A 17,477-nucleotide genomic window follows, 5' to 3' on the forward strand; every position below is an offset into this window, starting at 1 on the left:
GCGCATCGCGCAAGTCACGGCCAACTCGGGGCCAGCGAGGAGAGAAACAGGAATCCAAAAGGCGGCGACTGTCGATAGCGTCTTCATCATATTTCGCACCGGAGCTCCTGTCATCGGTTACTCCGTCTAGGCCGGCACGCAGGTATCGGGCACCGGGCATACGACGGCGCATTGCGGCGCGTCAAAATGCCCCTCACATTGGGTGCACTGGGTTGGATTGATCACATATATGTCGTTCTTCAAGCTGATCGCGGCGTTGGGACATTCGAACTCGCACGCACCGCAGACAGTACACTGGGATGCGATTATCTTGTAGGCCATTACTGCGATTCCATGAGCAAAATGTGCGGGACAGTTTCTTGTCTTCAAGTCTTGTGCCAGACAGGTTTACCTTGATTTGTGTGCGCTCATTTCAATAGCAAGCCGCCGCCTCGACACGGGTGTCGCAAATCCTACAATGGGCCCGACAGCAGCCTGATCTCGATGTCCTGGCTTGCGCATTGTCGATCTCACGGCAGTCAGCCGATCAGGTCAACCGCGTTCGCCAGCCGCAGGGAACGATCTGCGATCGTTCGCACTGCCGCCGCCGCGGCTACGATCGAGGCGCCGCGGCACTCCACAAAGTTCTCCGCCGGAGTGTCAGGTGGACCCCAGCCGCATCTTGTTTGTTCCACTCACCGGGACAGCGGCGACTTCGGCGAAAGCACCAGGATCAAACCGGCGCCGTCATCACCGCTCTGGTCCGCGTCTCCACAACCAGTCAGAAAAGCTTGCTTCGATTGCGCCAGACAGGGTTTCCGGCGATCGCGGGTCCCAAGGGGACCTGCGGGACGCATTCTCAATGACCTTGGATTAGCTGGAAAATCAGCATTGATATGCACTCTGTGAGCCTCAAGTACATTGTCTCGCATCCTGCGGGCGTTCGTCTGGCGATCCTCCGCTTCGCTCCCCGTTCCAAATGAATTCCGACGGCGGTCAGCAGATCGATCGAGCCGAGAAATGGCCACCCCGAACGGTGGCGCAAGTCAGGGAGGAAACGCCCATCAGGGACCTCGGGATCAGGCCGCGGCCTGTTCGATCGGTGAGAAGGGCAACCCGAGGCTTTCGGCCACTGCCCTGTAAGTTAGCCTGCCCCGATGGACGTTGAGGCCTGCACGCAAATGCGGATTTTCGAGCACGGCGGAAAAACCATTGTTGGCCAGAGCCAACCCAAACGGCAGCGTCGCGTTATTCAGCGCCTGACTGGAGGTCAGCGGCACGGCGCCGGGCATATTGGCAACGCAATAATGAATGATGCCATCCACTTCGTAAGTTGGATCAGCGTGAGTGGTTGGGTGCGATGTCTCAAAGCAGCCGCCCTGATCGATAGCGACGTCCACGAGCACCCCCCTCTTGCGCATCGAGCTCAGCATGCTCCGGCGGACCAGCTTCGGCGCGCTCGCACCTGGAACGAGCACCGCGCCAATTACCACATCCGCCGCAAATACCTCTTCCTCCACAGAGTCGATGGTCGAAAACCTGGTGCGAACGCGTCCTGCAAATAGCTCGTCCAACTCCCGGAGCCGGAGTATCGAACGATCGATGATGGTCACCTCCGCGCCCAGGCCGACCGCCATGCGCGCCGCGTGCGTACCGACGACGCCGCCTCCGATCACCACGATTCGGGCCGGCTGGACACCGGGCACCCCACCGATCAATAGCCCTCGTCCACCTGCACTTCGCTTGAGGGCGCTACCCGCCGCCTCGATCGCCAGCCTACCCGCGACCTCGCTCATCGGCGCCAGCAGTGGAAGACCACCATGGGCATTAGTTACGGTCTCGTAGGCGATCGCGGTGCATCCAGATTTCAGGAGGCCATTGGCCTGATCCGGGTCGGGAGCCAGATGCAGATAAGTGAACAGGATCTGATTTTCTCGCAGCTGACACCATTCGGACGGCTGAGGCTCCTTGACCTTTACGATCATCTCGCCCGATGCGAATACTTCAGCTGCGGAAGTCAGAATCGTTGCGCCAGCGTTGCGATAATTGTCATCGGTTGCGCCAATGCCAGCGCCAGCATTCGTCTCGATCATCACGTGGTGGCCCGCCGCCACGTATTCGCGGACAGCGCCAGGGGTAAGGCCCACGCGATATTCGTGCGCCTTGATTTCCTTGGGGACTCCGACCTTCATTTGAAAACTCCCTGCCTAGAGCGCCTTTCTAATCGGAAGCGCCCATCGATACTGCGACCCAGCCAACCGATTAGCGCAGGAATTCAGCGATATTTGACACACTTCGCAGGATTTCAAACCCACCAATGCCCGGCGGATCGTGTGACCCTGCTCCCTGAGCTTAGCCGTCGAAACTGCCCGATGCCGATAGCTCCTTTCGAATTGCGCTCTCGGAAGTAAGATCGCAGTCTGCCAGTTGGGCAGGATTGCCGTAGAAGCCATCGTTTCTAAAACTCGAAGATGCAAAGCGTGTTCAACGGATCCGAGGCAATTGTTCGCCCCACAACCAATCGACGATTCGTCGGTCGCCGAAACCGGTTGCCATCTTCGCAAATTTCTGGTCTTCAGCCACAGCCTCGCCGATATCGACTGCATCGGACCTGAGCGGGTGCGCCTTCATGCCTGCAAGCACGGCATCGGCCAATCAGGCGCGACGATCGCAACGAGCTCACCCTCTTGGCGACATGGATCGCATCGAGCCCAGGGAATTCGCAGCTAGCTGCAACCGCGGGCTTCATTCGAACGTTGCTTCCTGCAGACGAAAAGCGAGCTCGGATTGATGTGCAATCTCGTTGAGGGGCCGCGGCAACCCCGCCGCACGTAGGGTCGCGCATCACCCGAATGCCTCACGACAACCGTGACGGCTACAAGGTTATGCAACGCCCCGAAATCCCAGACGATCTCGGCTTATTCTGACGTTTGAGATGATCGCCACCCCATGATCGCCGAGGCTGTCTGACACCAGCACACGATCCCCAGCCCCTTGGCTTGTCGGCGGAGAGATCGAGCCCATCCGCCAAAATCCCGATCCCGGTCGTGGAGATGAACAGAGCTCGGCCTTGCCGCGCGACGACCTTGGTGACCCTGGCAATGATGTAAACGCCGGCCAGGCGCGCTGCCACGCCCCATCGTATCCGCGACCGCCTTCAGATCCGAAGCCGGGAAACCCTCATCGATGATAAGGCTGGCCGACAGATAGAGGGGACGCGCGCGGGACGTCGCGAGATCGCTGATCGTGCCGTGCGAGCGCCCGATATCGCCGCCGGGAGAGAACAGCGGCGAAACCACAGAGTTTCCGGCATGCAGACGATCCGAAGCAGCTTGCATTCGACCGGCCGCTCGGTGCCGCGCAGATCGCGCAGCACTTGCACGCCGGATTGTCTGCGACACGCAGGTCAGGGATCGCAAAACGCGTCTCCACGTCGAATTGCGCGGCGCGTCAGCTTGATTCCGCGGTTGTGTACGAGTCCGAGCCCACGTCGTTCAAACTGCTCACGGGGTTCGGATTGTGATGCCTCGTCCTTGGCGCGCCGATTGCCTTCGCGCGTCACCACACGGCTGTATTGGTTCTCCACCTCGTGGGGGTCTTTGTTAGCCTGCCGCACCAGAACCAGTTCGCCTGCATCACGTCGAGCCGTCCCAATCCCGCGATCACGATCGGCTTATCGAGGTGTTCCGCTAACGGTGCACAAGGCTGCTTTCCGATAAGGATACTGACATGTGCAGGCCCGATGAAGCCGTCAATTGCGACCCCGCCGGTGTTGCGGATCTTCGGGTTCTCGCGATCGCCAGACGATTCGAGAGTCGCAGTCCGCCGCACCAGCGCCTCAGCTCGCGGTCATTTGCTTCCGCAAACCGGTAGAAGCCATATCGGGATCAGATCATGGGCCAGACGACGGGCTCCACGACAACGCTCGATCTTGCACGGCCTCACGCATGCGCCACGCGCATCCGTCTTCGCTCAGGTGATTGCGGCGCTCATCGCCTGGTGCCTCTACGGCGGACCTCCGATACCCCGCCTGTCTATTGATCGAGGCGTGGAGCGCGCCAAGACCCTCGCCGTGCGAGCCGAAACTACCAGAACGTCGGTCGTTTGGGTTGACGCGGCTGGCGCTCAACTATCTTGCTATCTATACCGATTGGGCAAGACCATCGAATACGGGCTTCTTCGCTCATGTTGATCAACAAGATTGATCTGGCGCCGCTGCTTGAGTTCGAAGCCAACCGCGGCGGCTTCCATAAACTCCAGTCGCGCCAGCGGCGCGCCGAGGGCATAGAACGGTGAAACGCGCCCTGTAGTTTCCAACGGGCGATCGCCTTGCGCAACAAAGGCGCTACGGATCGGCTGCACCATCAATGGCAGCACCCGAGAGGACCGACTCGACCACGATTCCTGCGAAGGTAAAAGCGAGGGGGCGCTCACCCGAGAAAGAGGCGAGAACGCCACCACTGAGGTCGAGCAACACGATTACGCAAAAGCCTAGAGACATTGACGGTAGCACCGGCGGGAGGGCGATCATCGTCGCCACCGCCTCGCTCGAAGGAGTTTGTGAGCGCGCATTAGCCACAGAGCGAGAGGCACACCAATCACGAGGAGGATCACGGTCGCCACACTGGCGAGCTCGATCGTGAGCGCAACTGATCGCAAAATTTAGGCCAAAAAGACATCCATGTGCGTCAGCCCAACAGTGAGACCAAGTCGGCGTATCGGCATTGTGACCTCCTGTACCTCCGGCTCCCCCAGCGATGTGGCGCCGGATCGCCCTTTGGTCGCGCGGCACAGCGTGGCCGCCAATTCACGCGGGTCGTTTCTGCGAGCAAGAGCAGCATCGCAGGCCTCATCGGCAAGTCCTGTAACAGGACCGCTTCGATCCATCTAACGGCGGCAGCCGCTCGTCTGTCGTTGGCAATTCCTGTGCCGCGTGCGAACTGTGGCGCGCTCTATGCTCAACGTAAGAGAAATCCGCATAGAAGACGACGTCACGGTGGAGTGGATCTAACGCTCTGTCAGATTTCTGGCATCTTTGTCCCCGAGCATACAGCGACAGTCGCGTAACGAACGGCAGAATTTGAGGCTCCGAGAGACGCCTATTTGGTTTGTCGATGGCTCAAAGGCCGCACTGGCCGGCCGGTAAATGGGACGGATGGTACGAGCCCTGCCGTTTGGCGACAACGCGAACGAACTAGCTGAGAAATCATCGTGGGGCTGGTTCTGCGACTCGGCAAAAGGCGCCAGGGGCCGAGAGCGAAAAGCCGCCTCTCGACCAACCTGCCCTTACGCATCGTTAGCACACGCCTGGAGACAAATGCCGCTTCCACGACCGAGTTGCGCCGCTCGCAACCACGCAGTGCATCCGAGGGGATCGTTTCCGCGCAATCGCATTCCTAAACCAGGCTTCCATCGCATGGATTCCTACAATCCAAACTATTGATTTTACCAATGCCACGTACTGTTGCATCCATCTCAGCAATCAGCGTATCGCTCAGGCTAGGGCTTCGAGGCCGAGAGTGACTGCGCTAATGCTGCTTGCCGCTCAAGAGACGAGTGCCGCTGCAACTTCTTGTTCGACTTTGCGAACGCCGTTCGAGCGCTCAAGCCGATGGTCCCCGGAGGCAGACGGTTTGTCCGCAGCTGCTTGATCGGGCGCAGTTTGGGCATCTGGTGCATATCTTGCTTAACGAGAAAGGATAACGTAACTGAACGCCTGCCCTTGGACGACGCGCCGACTCTCGGAACCGTCTTCAATCGGTACACGGCTAAAAAGATGAGTCTCGTCTGACGCTGTCGCCCCTCAAAGACGCGGCGGCTCGCATTCGAGTATGTTCGGGAAGGAAGCGTCATGACCACCATGGCAACTGCGGCGCCCGCGCGTGCGTCGCAAAGTTGGTATAGGATTCTCTACGTCCAGGTGCTGATCGCGATTTTGATTGGCGCCATGGTTGGGTGCCTATGGCCGTCCGTCGCAACCAGCGACTGGGTCAAGGCGCTCGGTGACGGGTTCATCAAGCTGATCAAGATGGTGATCGCGCCGATTATTTTCTGCACCGTCACATCTGGTATCGCGCATATTCAGGATGCGAAGAAAGTCGGGCGCGTCGGCGTCAAGGCGCTGGTCTATTTCGAGATCGTCTCCAGCTTTGCCTTGCTGTTGGGCCTCGTTATGGGCAATCTGGTCCAAATCGGGCATGGCCTTGCGGTCAAGCCCGATGCTGCAGCGGTCGCCAATTACGTCAAGCAGGCGGAAGCCTCGAAGAGCGTCGATTTCTTTCTCAACATCATTCCCGATACCGTAGTCGGCGCCTTCGCTCGCGGCGATGTTCTGCAGGTTCTCCTATTCGCAATCCTATTTGGCTTTTCGTTGATGGCGCTGGGAGAGCGCGGGGAGCGCCTGCGCAGCATGATTGACGACGTCGCGCACGCGGTATTCGGCGTAATCGCAATCATAATGAAAGCGGCCCCGATCGGCGCCTTCGGCGCCATGGCCTTTACGATCGGCAAGTTCGGGCCGGCAGCACTCGGCAATCTGATCGGTCTGATCGCGCTGTTTTACGCGACGGCGGCGCTATTTGTGGTGGTGGTGCTCGGCTTGATCGCGCGCCTCGTCGGCTTCTCGATATTCAAGTTCATTGTCTATATCAAAGACGAGATTCTGATCGTGCTCGGCACTTCGTCCTCTGAAAGCGCGCTGCCGCAATTGATGGAGAAGCTCGAACGGCTGGGCTGCTCCAAGCCCGTTGTCGGCCTAGTGGTGCCAACCGGCTACTCCTTCAATCTAGACGGCACCAACATCTATATGACACTTGCGACATTGTTCATTGCCCAGGCACTCGGGGTCGATCTCACCTTTGGCCAGCAGCTCACGATCCTGCTCGTGGCAATGCTAACGTCGAAGGGAGCAAGCGGCGTCACCGGCGCGGGCTTTATCACGCTCGCTGCGACGCTGTCGGTGGTTAACCCCGCCCTGGTGCCGGGCATGGCGATCGTGTTTTCGATCGACAAGTTCATGAGCGAGGTGCGCGCCCTTACCAACATCACCGGCAATGGCATTGCCGCCGTGTTTGTATCCTGGTGGGAAAACGAGCTCGAGCACAAGACGCTGCAGGCTGGTCTCAACCAGCCCAACGTTTCCACTTCTATCGACGGTAGAAGCACAATGAGGTAAGTTTCGGACCTTAACCGCCTCCATTCACAGAGGTGTCGAATTCAAGCGCAGCCACAATTCTCGCAATTTGGTCCGCACCGCGGACTTGAACGAGCCGGAACTTCTCGTGCGATCTCCACTGCCCAGCCCTTGCTCGGCGTCGCAGCCCGGGCAGCCGCGCCTGAAAAGATGAAGAGCGCGAGCAAGAGTAGGAGCTTTTCTGATAGTAATCTTTAAGCGCGTCTTTCGCCACCGAGGCACCCGGCTGTCTGAGCGCTTGTGCAACGTTTTGCCGAGCTAGATAACAGGGTTGCGACAGACCGTGTCCAGCCTGGCGGACCTAGGTGGTCCGCCTACAAATGCCCATGTGCGCGGTCACTATACTTGCCTCGCCCGACTAACGATGCGGTAGCCACCTTGCTGACGCAACTCGTGATCCGTTGTTACGGTCCGCGCTGCGGCATCAGATTGTGATGGGTGTGATCAGTATGGATTAGATGGCACCCCGACGGAGCCCTGGCGGCTCGCACACGGCTAGTGTCGGTTCGGCATCGCTTTGCCTGCTCGATTCGGCTAATCACATGAAGACAAGTCCTCCGCGGGTAGTCGTGATGGGCCTAGGGCCTACGATGCGGTCCTCGTAACTTCGCCTTCGTGTCTTGGCACATGAACCTGGCGCTGTCTTCCGCATGACGGATCGTGCCGGCGAGATGAATGCTCCGGCAGCTTGTCCTGTTCTTTCCGGATTGGGTGAGCGCGCCTGGTTGTTCCGCCTGAAAGTCGTGGGTGAACTGCAGCCGCTGGCCTCGTGCGCTGCATAAGGGGGTTGTCATCGGCCGCAGCCCTCGAGGCGCCTGGCCGAGGGGCGAGGAAAGCAGACATCTCAGCTTCGATTGGAGGGGCGTCGGCGCGCTATATTGAAACGTTTAGGACAACTATACCTATGTCTGTAATGCGTTTTTTCTCGGCCCGTGCGATCTCAGAACCGCTCAGCGGCCTGGTGCCGAGGATTGCCCCATTTTTGCCTTAAATGTTATAGCTCACCCGCCGGACAACAGGCGGGACGGTATCAAGATGCGTAGCCACATCAGCAGTTTTAGACGTTCAGCCCCTCAGTTTACATTCGGCAGCATAATGCTAGCCATGGTAACACTGCCTTGCTTGTACCTTCAGGCGCATTTCGCCGCGACGGCGTTCGTCTACTTGTTAGTCATCTTGCTGTTCTCGTTGATGGGCAGCTTCATCGCCTCATCTGCGCTTTGCGTCGTAGCTATCGCTGCTCTCGCCTACTACTTCGCGCCACCGGCCTTCGCTCTGCGAATCGATGACCCCCAAGATCTTCCGGTGGTCGTTGCATTTTTTATTGTCTCGATTGTGGGAACGCACCTGATCGGAAAGCTCCGCCAGGAAAGAGAGGCTGCGCACGAGGCTGCGGCCAAGCTCCAGCAGAGTGCGGCGGATTTAGAGGATCGCGAAAAACGCTGGCGCGCAATTTTCGAGCACAATCCGGCCATGTACTTCATGGTCGACGAAGCCGGCGCTGTCCTGAACGTCAATACGTTCGGCGCAACACAGCTTGGTTTTGCTCGTGCTGAACTGACTGGTCAATCCGTGCTGCGCGTATTTTTAGAGGAGGATCGCGCGTTTGTTCGCAAATGCATTCGGACGTGCCTTGAGGATATCGGTCAATCGCACACGTGGGACGTCCAGAAAGTCAGGAAGGACGGCTCGGTTCTGTGGGTACGTGAAAACGCCAAAGCCATGCTCTGGGCCGATAACCAGCCCATTGTCCTTATAGCCTGCGAAGATATCACGGAGCGAAAGCGGACCGAACTTGCCCTGCAGCGGAGCGAGGCACATTTGGCCCAGGCGCAGGAGTTGAGTCATACGGGGAGCTTCAGCTGGAACGCCAGTACGGGCGAGGCCTTCTGGTCGAAGGAAACATTTCGGATTTTCCAATTAGACCCTGAGACGGTCCCGGCGCCGCAGCTCGTCGTTGAGCGCACTCATCCAGATGATAGGGCTTCGGTTCAAGATACTATCGATCGAGCGATGCGGGACCTGAGCGATTTCGAACACGAATACCGGCTGCTGCTACCGGATGGCTCGGTGAAGCACATCCATGCGCGGGCACGAATGACGAGAACTGCCTCTGGTGAGATCGAGTTTGTTGGGGCAGCTACGGATATCTCGGCGACTAAACGAGCAGAACAGCAGCTACGCCGGAGCGAGGCTTATCTAGCGGAAGCCCAGCACCTCACTCACACCGGCAGTTGGTCCTGGGACGTCTACGGTCTAGATTTCGTGTATCGATCCGCCGAAGTCGATCGTCTGTTTGGCTTTAGCCCACAAGAACCGGTGTCGATAGAGACCATTCGAGCGCGCATCCACCCGGACGACTTGCCGCGCCTACAGGAGGTGCAGCGCCAGGCGATTGAACACGAGGAGACGCGGTTCGAATACGATTTCCGTATCCTTCTGCCAGATGGCGGGATAAGGCGCATACACTCCGTTGCGCATGTGGTGGTCGGCAGCGATGGTAACGTCAGCGAGCTGATCGGAACACATATGGATGTCACCGAACAACACGCAGCTAGGGAACGCCTGGAGAACACATTGGCTGCGCTGCGTGAAAGCGAACAGCGCTTTCGCGACTACGCCGAAACAGCTTCCGACTGGCTCTGGGAGACGGGGCCAGATCATCAGGTCACTCACTTGTCCGAGCACACCAGCACTGCAGGAATTTTGGCGGCAGGATTGACGGGTCTGGTTCGCTGGGACATCGCCTGTGACGTCGAAGAGGAACCAGAGAAGTGGCGCCAGCATCGGGCGATGTTGGAGGCCCATCTGCCGTTTCGGGATCTGGTTTACCGCACCTTGAATCGGACAGGATCTCCGATCTACGTCCGCACAAGTGGCAAGCCTTTTTTCGACGGAAAGGGCAATTTTCTCGGCTACCGTGGCGTCAGCACTGACATCACCGCTACCATTCGTGCCGATCAAGCCGAACAGGAACTTCGAAAGGCACAGGCGGAGCTGGCGCATGTGACGCGAGTAACGACGTTAGGAGAGCTAACAACCTCCATCGCACACGAAATTAACCAGCCACTCGCCGCTATTATCAGCAACGCCGATGCGTGCCTGGGTTGGATGGGTCGCGAAGCTCCTGATCTTTCCGCCGCGCGCTCTTCGGTGGAGTGGATCATCGAAGACGCAATCCGGGCAAGCGAGGTGATCCGTCGCGTTCGCGCACTCGCGAAGAAAGGCCAGATCGAGATGGTGCCACTCGACATCAATGAGGTGGCTAAGGACGTCATTGCGCTGGTAACACGAGAGCTGGCGAGCCACCGAGTGACGTTGCGAACTGAGTTGACGGCGGCGCTGCCTGTGATCCTCGGCGACCGGATTCAGCTACAGCAGGTGATCATCAATCTGGTGATGAACGGAATCGAAGCCATGGACGCGGTTACAGACCGGTCGCGCGAACTGCTGATTCAATCATCAAAGGACGATCTGGGGCACGTACAACTTGCCGTCAGCGATTGCGGCACCGGGGTCGCCGACGGCGACGCGGACCGGGTCTTAGATCCCTTCTTCACCACCAAGGCGAGTGGTCTTGGGATGGGCCTTTCGATCTGCCGATCGATCGTGGAAGCTCACGGAGGCCGGCTGTCAATCGTCCACAAGGATGGACCGGGCGCGACCTTCCAGTTTGCCCTGCCGTTGCATAAGGAGGTTGTCTGGTGACAGGAGGATTTGACTCGCTAGGTGAAGGCAGCAATGCCAAGGCCTCGACCAAGGCGATAGTCTTCATCGTCGAGGATGACATTTCCATGCGTCGCTCGCTTACGAACCTTTTTCGATCGGTAGGGTTGGACGTCACTGCATTCGGATCGGCCCGCGAAATGCTGCAGAGCACAATTCCGGACGTTGTTAGCTGTCTCGTTCTTGATGTCCGGCTGCCAGGCTTGAGCGGCCTTGAATTCCAAACCGAGCTGGCGAGGTTAAACATACATATTCCGATCATTTTCATTACCGGCCATGGCGACATTCCCATGACCGTGAGGGCCATGAAGGAAGGAGCGGTCGATTTTCTCAGCAAACCGTTCCGCGACCAGGAACTGCTTGATGCTGTGGTTGCGGCGACCGAACGCGATCGCAAAAGACGGGAGGCTCAGCAGACCCTCGCGAACTTGCAGTCTTTATTTCAGACCTTGAGCCCACGCGAGCAGTCGGTGATGAAACTGGTCTCTGCTGGCCTGATGAACAAGCAGGTAGCCGCCGAGCTTGGGCTCGCCGAGATTACAGTCAAGATCTACCGCGGACACGTCATGAAAAAGATGCGTGCCAGGTCGCTAGCCGAGTTGATCAGAATGACTGAGACGCTGGGAATTCGCGCCGATCGCCCTGAACAAACTCATGTATGATTTTACAATTTCGTCACTCAAGCCCAACTCTTCGCCGAAGGTGGCTAATGCTTTGGCAGCCACTATACCCGCGTCAGGAGGGCTCGTCTTGTCCACGCCTTTGATTTCCGTCGTTGACGACGACGCCTCAGTCCGTGCGGCGACAGAGAACCTTTTGAAATCGCGTGGCTACATAGTCCAAATATTTGCGTCTGCCGAGGAACTCTTGCGGTCGCCGCATTTGGACGAGACATCCTGCGTCATTACCGATGTGCAGATGTCGACCATGAGCGGCCTGGATCTGTTGGCAGAGATGCGGACGCGCGGTTACGACGTACCATTCATTTTCATTACTGCTTTCCCCAACGACCGCGTGCGGGCGTCAGCCATAGTCGCCGGAGCGATCGGCTTCCTCGCCAAGCCCTTTGGCGCGAAAGCGCTAATCGAGCACCTCAACACCGCACTGAAGGCGTATGGTGGCCGAGGCGGGATCTGATATGCATTCAACCTGCAGCACTTGAGTTCATGTTCATCTAAACGCTCCATGCGACCACGATCTCGCCGCCGATCAACCTCTTCGGGATCAGGCAGGCTACTAGCTCTGCAGGCGAGCGAAGCGTAAGTTCTTGCCCTATCGATGCTTTATCCCGTGCGGCTACATTGGTGCAGAACAACCTTGTCGCTTGCGGGCGTGGAGGGCACGTCCGCTCGACGCATTCTGTAGGTCGACGTTCAAGTTAATGCTGCCCCAAAGCAATCGACGGCGTTACGCACTTCTTAAGTCCGTCTGGATCGGGGCTATATATTCCATTGAACAGCGGAAACTGGCCGAGAGCGCTCGACAAAGCAAGAGATTGGCTATGCTCAGTCCGACAGAGACGATAAACAAACGGGCTTCGCCCAGGACAATCTGCGTGTTCCGGCAGAAGCCCGTCTTCTGCGTGTTCCGGCAGAAGCCCGTCACTGATTGAACGAACCCGCTACGCGAGAGTAGGGCAGGCCTGCTGAACTGAGATGTCCCATCTGAGAGGATGTTGATCTTCGCACCACCTCTTGAGACAGGAGACCCAAATGGCTACGATGAGCCACTGTTCGGCAGATCATGATCGAGGACATCAGGGTCCTCATCTGCCGCCGTCGTCTCAACAATCCTATATCTATGCGATTGCAATGTTTAGCCGCCATTTCGGCTACCCCGCCGACCGGTGTGGGTTTTGTGCAGGTCCGCGCCTACCAACTGCATCTCGTCGCCGTTGGTGGTCCCACATCAATCAGGTTGCCTGCGCGGTGTGGTTCTTCTACGTCGTCACACTAGGGAAGACCGAGGCAGCCGGCGAGGAAGCGAGCACGGCGGCCGTTGCCCCGCACGAGGGCGAGCGCCTCGAACAGCCGCGGCAGCCGCTGATAGAGGACAGAGCGGTTATCCCGGCAGGCCTTTTGGCTGACCGCGCAAGCAATCCAGCTCTTTCCGACGCCGGTCGTATTAACGATGAGCAGGTTCTGATGCCTGTCGATCCACCCGCCGGCAGCGAGCCTGTGGAACAGCAACCTGTCGGAGCCCGCGCGGCCCACCAAGCATGAGCTTGTCGGCCTTATAGCCACGTTGATCCACTTCGCCCGGAATCCTACGCCGACTTCGTCGGAAAATGCGCAGATAACCGCCTCACATCTCGTGTTGAGCTTTTCTGGTGAATGAGCTCGGCACGATCCTCGTGCTCACGGTGTCGTTATGTCCGTGACTCATGCGGGCCGGTCTTGTCGTTCGGGCCGCCGCTTTCTGTGCGTTTCCCTTGCCCACCGACCCACTTCAGGCGCCCGCGCCCTTCCTGCTACGTAGGCATCATCCTGTAGAGACTTTTGCCTCCAAGCACGTCCAGGCGCCGAACACGCCCGGCCCCCTCGGCCGGGCGGGCGGATGCAGGTCTGGCGCAGCGAGCATGGTCTGCAATTGCAGTGTGCCCCTACTCCCAGGGCGCGAACAACACAGCAACCGCTCAGCCAAGGTGCACTCTGGGGACAGTGCTCTGAGCCGCCCCAGAGGAACTCTCAGCGCAACGGCGATAGACACGGGGAGCCCAGAGAAGACCCGATAGATCTACTCCATGAGTTCCCGGTAATCCCATGTCACATAAAATCGTCCTCATAATCGTACGTTGAGGAGGTCGCTGGGATCTCGGTATTACTAGGCTTGCTGTCGTCCACTTTCGAAAGATACCGCGCAGCAGTGCCTTCTCGCTGCCATTTGCCGTGGCTATTCCTTACCCACTTGTCTGAGGTCTCTGGATCGAGAACCATGTTATCGGCGTCGATCTCGACGAACCCCATCTTTGCCGCACGGGCTCTTGCTTCTGGATTAGCTGGACGCAAATTGAGCAGCGGCCGTTCGTCGCCATTTTGAAGTTGATGCTCGAGCAGAATATCGCCGGCGTTCTCGACGAGCGGATGAACGACCTGAAGATCTACTGTGGAGGTAGTCCCAGTTCGCCCAGGAAACAGCTCCCGCCATTTCTCGACGTCGAATATCGTCATGCTGTCGCCGCCTTCCATTCGTAGAAGTCCGACACTCTTGTTTCCTAGTTGGTAGCTGAAGTATCGGGCATTAGCAGAATCTGTAGTATTTCCATATTGCTCAGCGAGTTCTGCAGTTCGCTCAGCTTTTCCAGAGACGAAATCCGAATACTCTTGTGGGTTTTGGGCGATGTACTTGATTTCAGGGCCGTAATAGTCTTCCGCTGCCTTTCTGAATTCCTTCTTCTTGATCTCTAGCACAGGAGGACTCGAAACGAGCGAATACGGTCGTGATGCGGCTAAGCGCATATTGGCGAACGCATCTGCGAAGCTATCTTCGTCTGTTTGCTCATTGGTTTCGGCAAAGGGAGAGGATTGGAGGTAGGACGAGCCATTGATCCGATTATACATGGCGATTGGTGCTCCCGTCGGACATCTTTTCCGCATCTAGTTCAGGCTTGCTAGGCCATACGGCGCTGATAGGCAGCCTGCCTTACGAAAACCTGACGTGGTCCTGCTAGTTGCCCTCACGCTGGCTTGTCACAGGGCTCCCTTCTGAGCGACACGGCGGCAGGCTCGTGCCATTGGCCTTCATCAAGTTGATGAGAGGCCGCGAGCACGTCAAGAATGCTCTTCCATTGGAAATCGGCTCACTCGACGATGGGCCTGCTGACGCCGGAGTTCCGCCGTGCCGCCTCATATCTCAAACGCTCGGCCAGATCGTACAGTGCTGGATCGCCTCGTCGCAATCTGCCGCCGAGTGCGGATACATCCTCGAGACCGTCTTGGAGACCAATCAAAGACGGCCAGCAGGCTCGCGCTCGCTGATCGGATCGATCCGGGATGCGCGCCGGCTCGCCAAGCTCTGCGCGGCCAGGTCTTGAGCTTAGCGATGCCCCGTCCGCCAGCCCGGCGAAGCCTCGCGGATCGGCTCAGTCGCAGTTCCGAAGTTGGGCACGAGACCAGATCAGGCTGAGAAGCCCTCACCTTCTTCATTGGCGAAGAGGCTTGGCGACGATCGGTGGTCGTTCTCCGAGAATCGTGCTTCCCATCCAGCTCCAATAGGGTGCGTTCGCCTTGGGGAGGAGCAGCAGCAAGTCCATGCGTTGGAAGAGGGAGGGGAAGTACGTGGCAAAGAGCTTGCACTCGGGGTCTGACAGAGGGATTTCTGTAGGCGCTCGCCAAGATGTGCTGCGTTTGCCCTTGGGGTGACGTCGCTCCACCAGGTGGCGAGCTCGGACCAGATCAGGTTGATACTCCGGGTGCGTGGAATTGAGAACGCATGCATAGGCAGCCATCGTGCCGATACCCTCGCGACGGCCATCTTCATCAGCCAAGACGTCGTAGTCGTATCCCTCGTGCTCATGCCATTGCCAAGATCGAGGGATCCGCTGGGAGATTAAAAGCCAGATCGACATCGCAGATCCAATATTTGCGTCGCATGTTCACCATCGGGCAATGATAGCTCGAGTAGCAGATGCCGGCGCCCATCCGCGTGCGAGTCGTAACAGCCTTCCCCCGAACTGCGGATTTTCGTAGATTTCAATCGACCTTGGAGATCGTGGGTGGCTAGCCGGCCATTCGCTACATGATCTTGCCGTCGGTTGCGAAGCGCCCACTGGCGTACGCGACACGCGTGGCCGAACGAAGAGAACGATGTATTCTTCAGCCAATCCCTGGCCGTCGCCACCGCGTACTCGCCTAGCGTAGGCGCCGCTGTGCAAGGCTCGGGCAGCTCAAGACTATTGGTGACTTCCAACTGGTGGCGATCATTGCGTCCGCGGGGATTCGATGCCGCCGTATTCATGCGGGGGCAAATGGAAGCAGTCCTGCGGCGGCAGCTCCGCCCGCAGATAGTCGATCTCGTTCCCGTTCCCAACTGAGAACTCCAGCCTGGCGCTCGGAATAATTCGCAGGCCGTAGCCGTGATTCTTGTCATTGTCTCAGCCGCCGAGCAGACATTGGCGATGCCCGACATAGGGCCATGTTGGCCAGATGAGAGCCCAAAGCGTGATGCTGTCGTCCAGCGCGAGTTTGTGGTCGGGATCGGCGGCTTGCAGGAAGGATCCGACCCAGGCGCCGGCCGCGTCCGAGGCACCGAAGGCAGCCTCCATGGCACCACACCGGACGGCGGCATCGGTGCGACGGCCGCTTTCCAGATCAGTGAAAATGTAGGGCGGCAGAGGTGAGAGTAGAATCTGCACGCATCGACAGAGGCGCGGCGGCAGCGCCGCCCCGAGAGATTCGGTTATGACAGGATTTCTCGGGAGAGCAGGAACAGGTCGAACCGCGCGTCGCTCTCCTTGAGACCACGGCGCTTCAAACAGTCCGCGTCTGCCTGACGCCGGGCGCTGCCTAAGAAAGCGTGTCCGGGGCCAGCTTCGTCGTCCGATCCAGTGAGGGCGCGGGCGCCGAAGCGACGTACCGTCACTACGACATGGGCAAGGGCAGCGATCTCTGATCGTCCCACGTCGTGTTCGCGTCGAGCGACATGGTCAGCCCGGCAGCGGGGCCCACTATCAAGCGGCCGGACGAAGACACCTATTGCATCTTGGTGGTTGACAGCCTTCTGTTAGATCGGCTTCATGCGGCTTGTCGCAGGGATTGCCTATGATTGCGGGTCTCGCCTCTCGCCGCCACAACGCCCCGCCATCCGCTCGCGAACCCCGTCCTGCATGCGATTTGGATTATCGCCATCTTTCTACTTCTGACCTGCACGCCCTACACAGCGTATTTTTCCGGTGCGCAATTCGTGCATTTTCTGCTCGGGCCAGCAACTGTTGCGCTCGCGGTGCCACTCTATGAGAATCGCAAGCTGGTCACTGCTGCGATCCTGCCCATGCTGGTCGCTCTGCTTGCTGGCTCGATCACCGCCGTCATGTCTGTGATCATGCTTACCAGGGCTGCCGGCCTGCCCGGCGAGGTGATCCTGTCCCTGGCGCCGAAATCGGTCACGGCCGGCGTTGCCATGGGCATCAGCGAAACCCTGCATGCGGCCCCCTCGCTGACGGCAGTGGCGGTCATTCTCACCGGTATCATGGGCGCGATCGTCGTGACCCCGCTCATGAACCGCACCGGGATCACCGATTTTCGAGCGCGCGGCTTCGCCGCAGGTATTGCGGCGCACGGCATCGGTACGGCGCGCGCCTTCCAGGTTGACGAGATCGCCGGCGTGTTTTCGGGTCTCGGCATGAGCCTGAATGCCCTTGTGACCTCGTTTCTGGCGCCACTCGCGGTCTCGGCATTGATGCGGTGAGTCTGCGCAGCTGGCTTCATCGTCGCCCAAGTATGGTCCCTGAACCATCAAGCTTGATCCAGCTTGCACTGTAGTTTCAAGTGCGTAACCAGAGGCCGGCAGTTCACGGTTGCTGCAACCATTTCATTCCCGTTGTGCAGTGAGGTCGTCAGGAATGATGGGTAGCGTGAGTCGC

Annotated in this window: 15 protein-coding genes and 1 pseudogene; 6 read left to right on the plus strand and 10 right to left on the minus strand. The window is 58.6% G+C overall.

Features of this window, described 5'->3' with window-relative positions:
• Window positions 1-126: 126 nt before the first annotated feature.
• From I6F31_RS32105 to I6F31_RS32125, 6 genes are all read right to left on the minus strand, one after another.
• Window positions 127-321 (minus strand): 4Fe-4S binding protein, encoded by a 195-nt coding sequence (locus I6F31_RS32105; RefSeq protein WP_035730311.1) that lies wholly within the window; start codon window positions 319-321, stop codon window positions 127-129.
• A 737-nt stretch (window positions 322-1,058) separates the two neighbouring features.
• The gene (gene ald, locus I6F31_RS32110) at window positions 1,059-2,171 is read right to left on the minus strand and encodes an alanine dehydrogenase (protein ID WP_225186704.1); all 1,113 of its coding nucleotides are present in this window, start codon (window positions 2,169-2,171) and stop codon (window positions 1,059-1,061) included.
• A gap of 292 nt (window positions 2,172-2,463) precedes the next feature.
• Window positions 2,464-2,634 (minus strand): hypothetical protein, encoded by a 171-nt coding sequence (locus tag I6F31_RS32115; RefSeq protein ID WP_225186705.1) that lies wholly within the window; start codon window positions 2,632-2,634, stop codon window positions 2,464-2,466.
• Window positions 2,635-3,385: 751 nt separating this feature from the next.
• Window positions 3,386-3,595, minus strand: coding sequence for a hypothetical protein (locus I6F31_RS36395; protein WP_346656508.1), 210 nt, complete (start codon window positions 3,593-3,595; stop codon window positions 3,386-3,388).
• Entirely contained in the window at window positions 3,538-3,810 is a 273-nt protein-coding gene (locus tag I6F31_RS36400; protein WP_346656509.1) for a hypothetical protein, read from the minus strand. The genes I6F31_RS36395 and I6F31_RS36400 overlap by 58 nt, the downstream gene beginning before the upstream one ends.
• 306 nt (window positions 3,811-4,116) lie before the next feature.
• Window positions 4,117-4,344: a hypothetical protein gene (locus I6F31_RS32125; RefSeq protein ID WP_225186706.1), complete on the minus strand. Its 228-nt coding sequence runs from the start codon at window positions 4,342-4,344 to the stop codon at window positions 4,117-4,119.
• 1,486 nt (window positions 4,345-5,830) lie between these two features.
• Here I6F31_RS32125 and I6F31_RS32130 point away from each other — a divergent pair.
• The 4 genes from I6F31_RS32130 to I6F31_RS32145 all read left to right on the plus strand — a co-directional run bounded on the left by I6F31_RS32130 (window position 5,831) and on the right by I6F31_RS32145 (window position 12,034).
• Window positions 5,831-7,153 (plus strand): dicarboxylate/amino acid:cation symporter, encoded by a 1,323-nt coding sequence (locus tag I6F31_RS32130; RefSeq protein ID WP_225186707.1) that lies wholly within the window; start codon window positions 5,831-5,833, stop codon window positions 7,151-7,153.
• A 1,053-nt stretch (window positions 7,154-8,206) separates the two neighbouring features.
• The gene (locus I6F31_RS32135; protein ID WP_225186708.1) at window positions 8,207-10,879 is read left to right on the plus strand and encodes a PAS domain S-box protein; all 2,673 of its coding nucleotides are present in this window, start codon (window positions 8,207-8,209) and stop codon (window positions 10,877-10,879) included.
• Entirely contained in the window at window positions 10,876-11,559 is a 684-nt protein-coding gene (locus I6F31_RS32140) for a response regulator transcription factor (protein ID WP_225186709.1), read from the plus strand. The genes I6F31_RS32135 and I6F31_RS32140 overlap by 4 nt, the downstream gene beginning before the upstream one ends.
• An 88-nt stretch (window positions 11,560-11,647) precedes the next feature.
• The gene (locus I6F31_RS32145) at window positions 11,648-12,034 is read left to right on the plus strand and encodes a response regulator (RefSeq protein WP_225186710.1); all 387 of its coding nucleotides are present in this window, start codon (window positions 11,648-11,650) and stop codon (window positions 12,032-12,034) included.
• A gap of 845 nt (window positions 12,035-12,879) precedes the next feature.
• On the opposite strand, the pseudogene I6F31_RS32150 reads toward I6F31_RS32145, so the two are convergent.
• Both I6F31_RS32150 and I6F31_RS32155 read right to left on the minus strand, forming a co-directional pair.
• Window positions 12,880-13,098, minus strand: a pseudogene (locus I6F31_RS32150) (ATP-binding protein); the annotation flags it as partial.
• A gap of 564 nt (window positions 13,099-13,662) precedes the next feature.
• Window positions 13,663-14,457, minus strand: a complete 795-nt coding sequence (locus tag I6F31_RS32155; protein ID WP_225186711.1) for an Effector protein NopP — start codon at window positions 14,455-14,457, stop codon at window positions 13,663-13,665.
• Window positions 14,458-14,630: 173 nt separating this feature from the next.
• Between I6F31_RS32155 and I6F31_RS32160 the strand changes: the two genes are divergently transcribed.
• Window positions 14,631-14,930, plus strand: coding sequence for a hypothetical protein (locus I6F31_RS32160; RefSeq protein WP_225186712.1), 300 nt, complete (start codon window positions 14,631-14,633; stop codon window positions 14,928-14,930).
• A 108-nt stretch (window positions 14,931-15,038) separates the two neighbouring features.
• Here the strand turns inward: I6F31_RS32160 and I6F31_RS32165 are convergent, their stop codons facing one another.
• Window positions 15,039-15,464, minus strand: coding sequence for a N,N-dimethylformamidase beta subunit family domain-containing protein (locus I6F31_RS32165; protein WP_225186713.1), 426 nt, complete (start codon window positions 15,462-15,464; stop codon window positions 15,039-15,041).
• Window positions 15,465-15,989: 525 nt separating this feature from the next.
• Window positions 15,990-16,160, minus strand: coding sequence for a hypothetical protein (locus I6F31_RS32170; RefSeq protein WP_225186714.1), 171 nt, complete (start codon window positions 16,158-16,160; stop codon window positions 15,990-15,992).
• A gap of 500 nt (window positions 16,161-16,660) precedes the next feature.
• Here I6F31_RS32170 and I6F31_RS32175 point away from each other — a divergent pair, with 500 nt between their 5' ends.
• Window positions 16,661-17,302 carry an LrgB family protein gene (locus I6F31_RS32175; RefSeq protein ID WP_225186715.1) on the plus strand — a complete coding sequence of 214 codons (642 nt, stop codon included), beginning with the start codon at window positions 16,661-16,663 and terminating at the stop codon, window positions 17,300-17,302.
• The last annotated feature ends 175 nt before the right edge of the window (window positions 17,303-17,477 follow it).

This window comes from Bradyrhizobium sp. NBAIM01, assembly GCF_020194115.1.
Taxonomy (GTDB): Bacteria; Pseudomonadota; Alphaproteobacteria; order Rhizobiales; family Xanthobacteraceae; genus Bradyrhizobium; species Bradyrhizobium yuanmingense.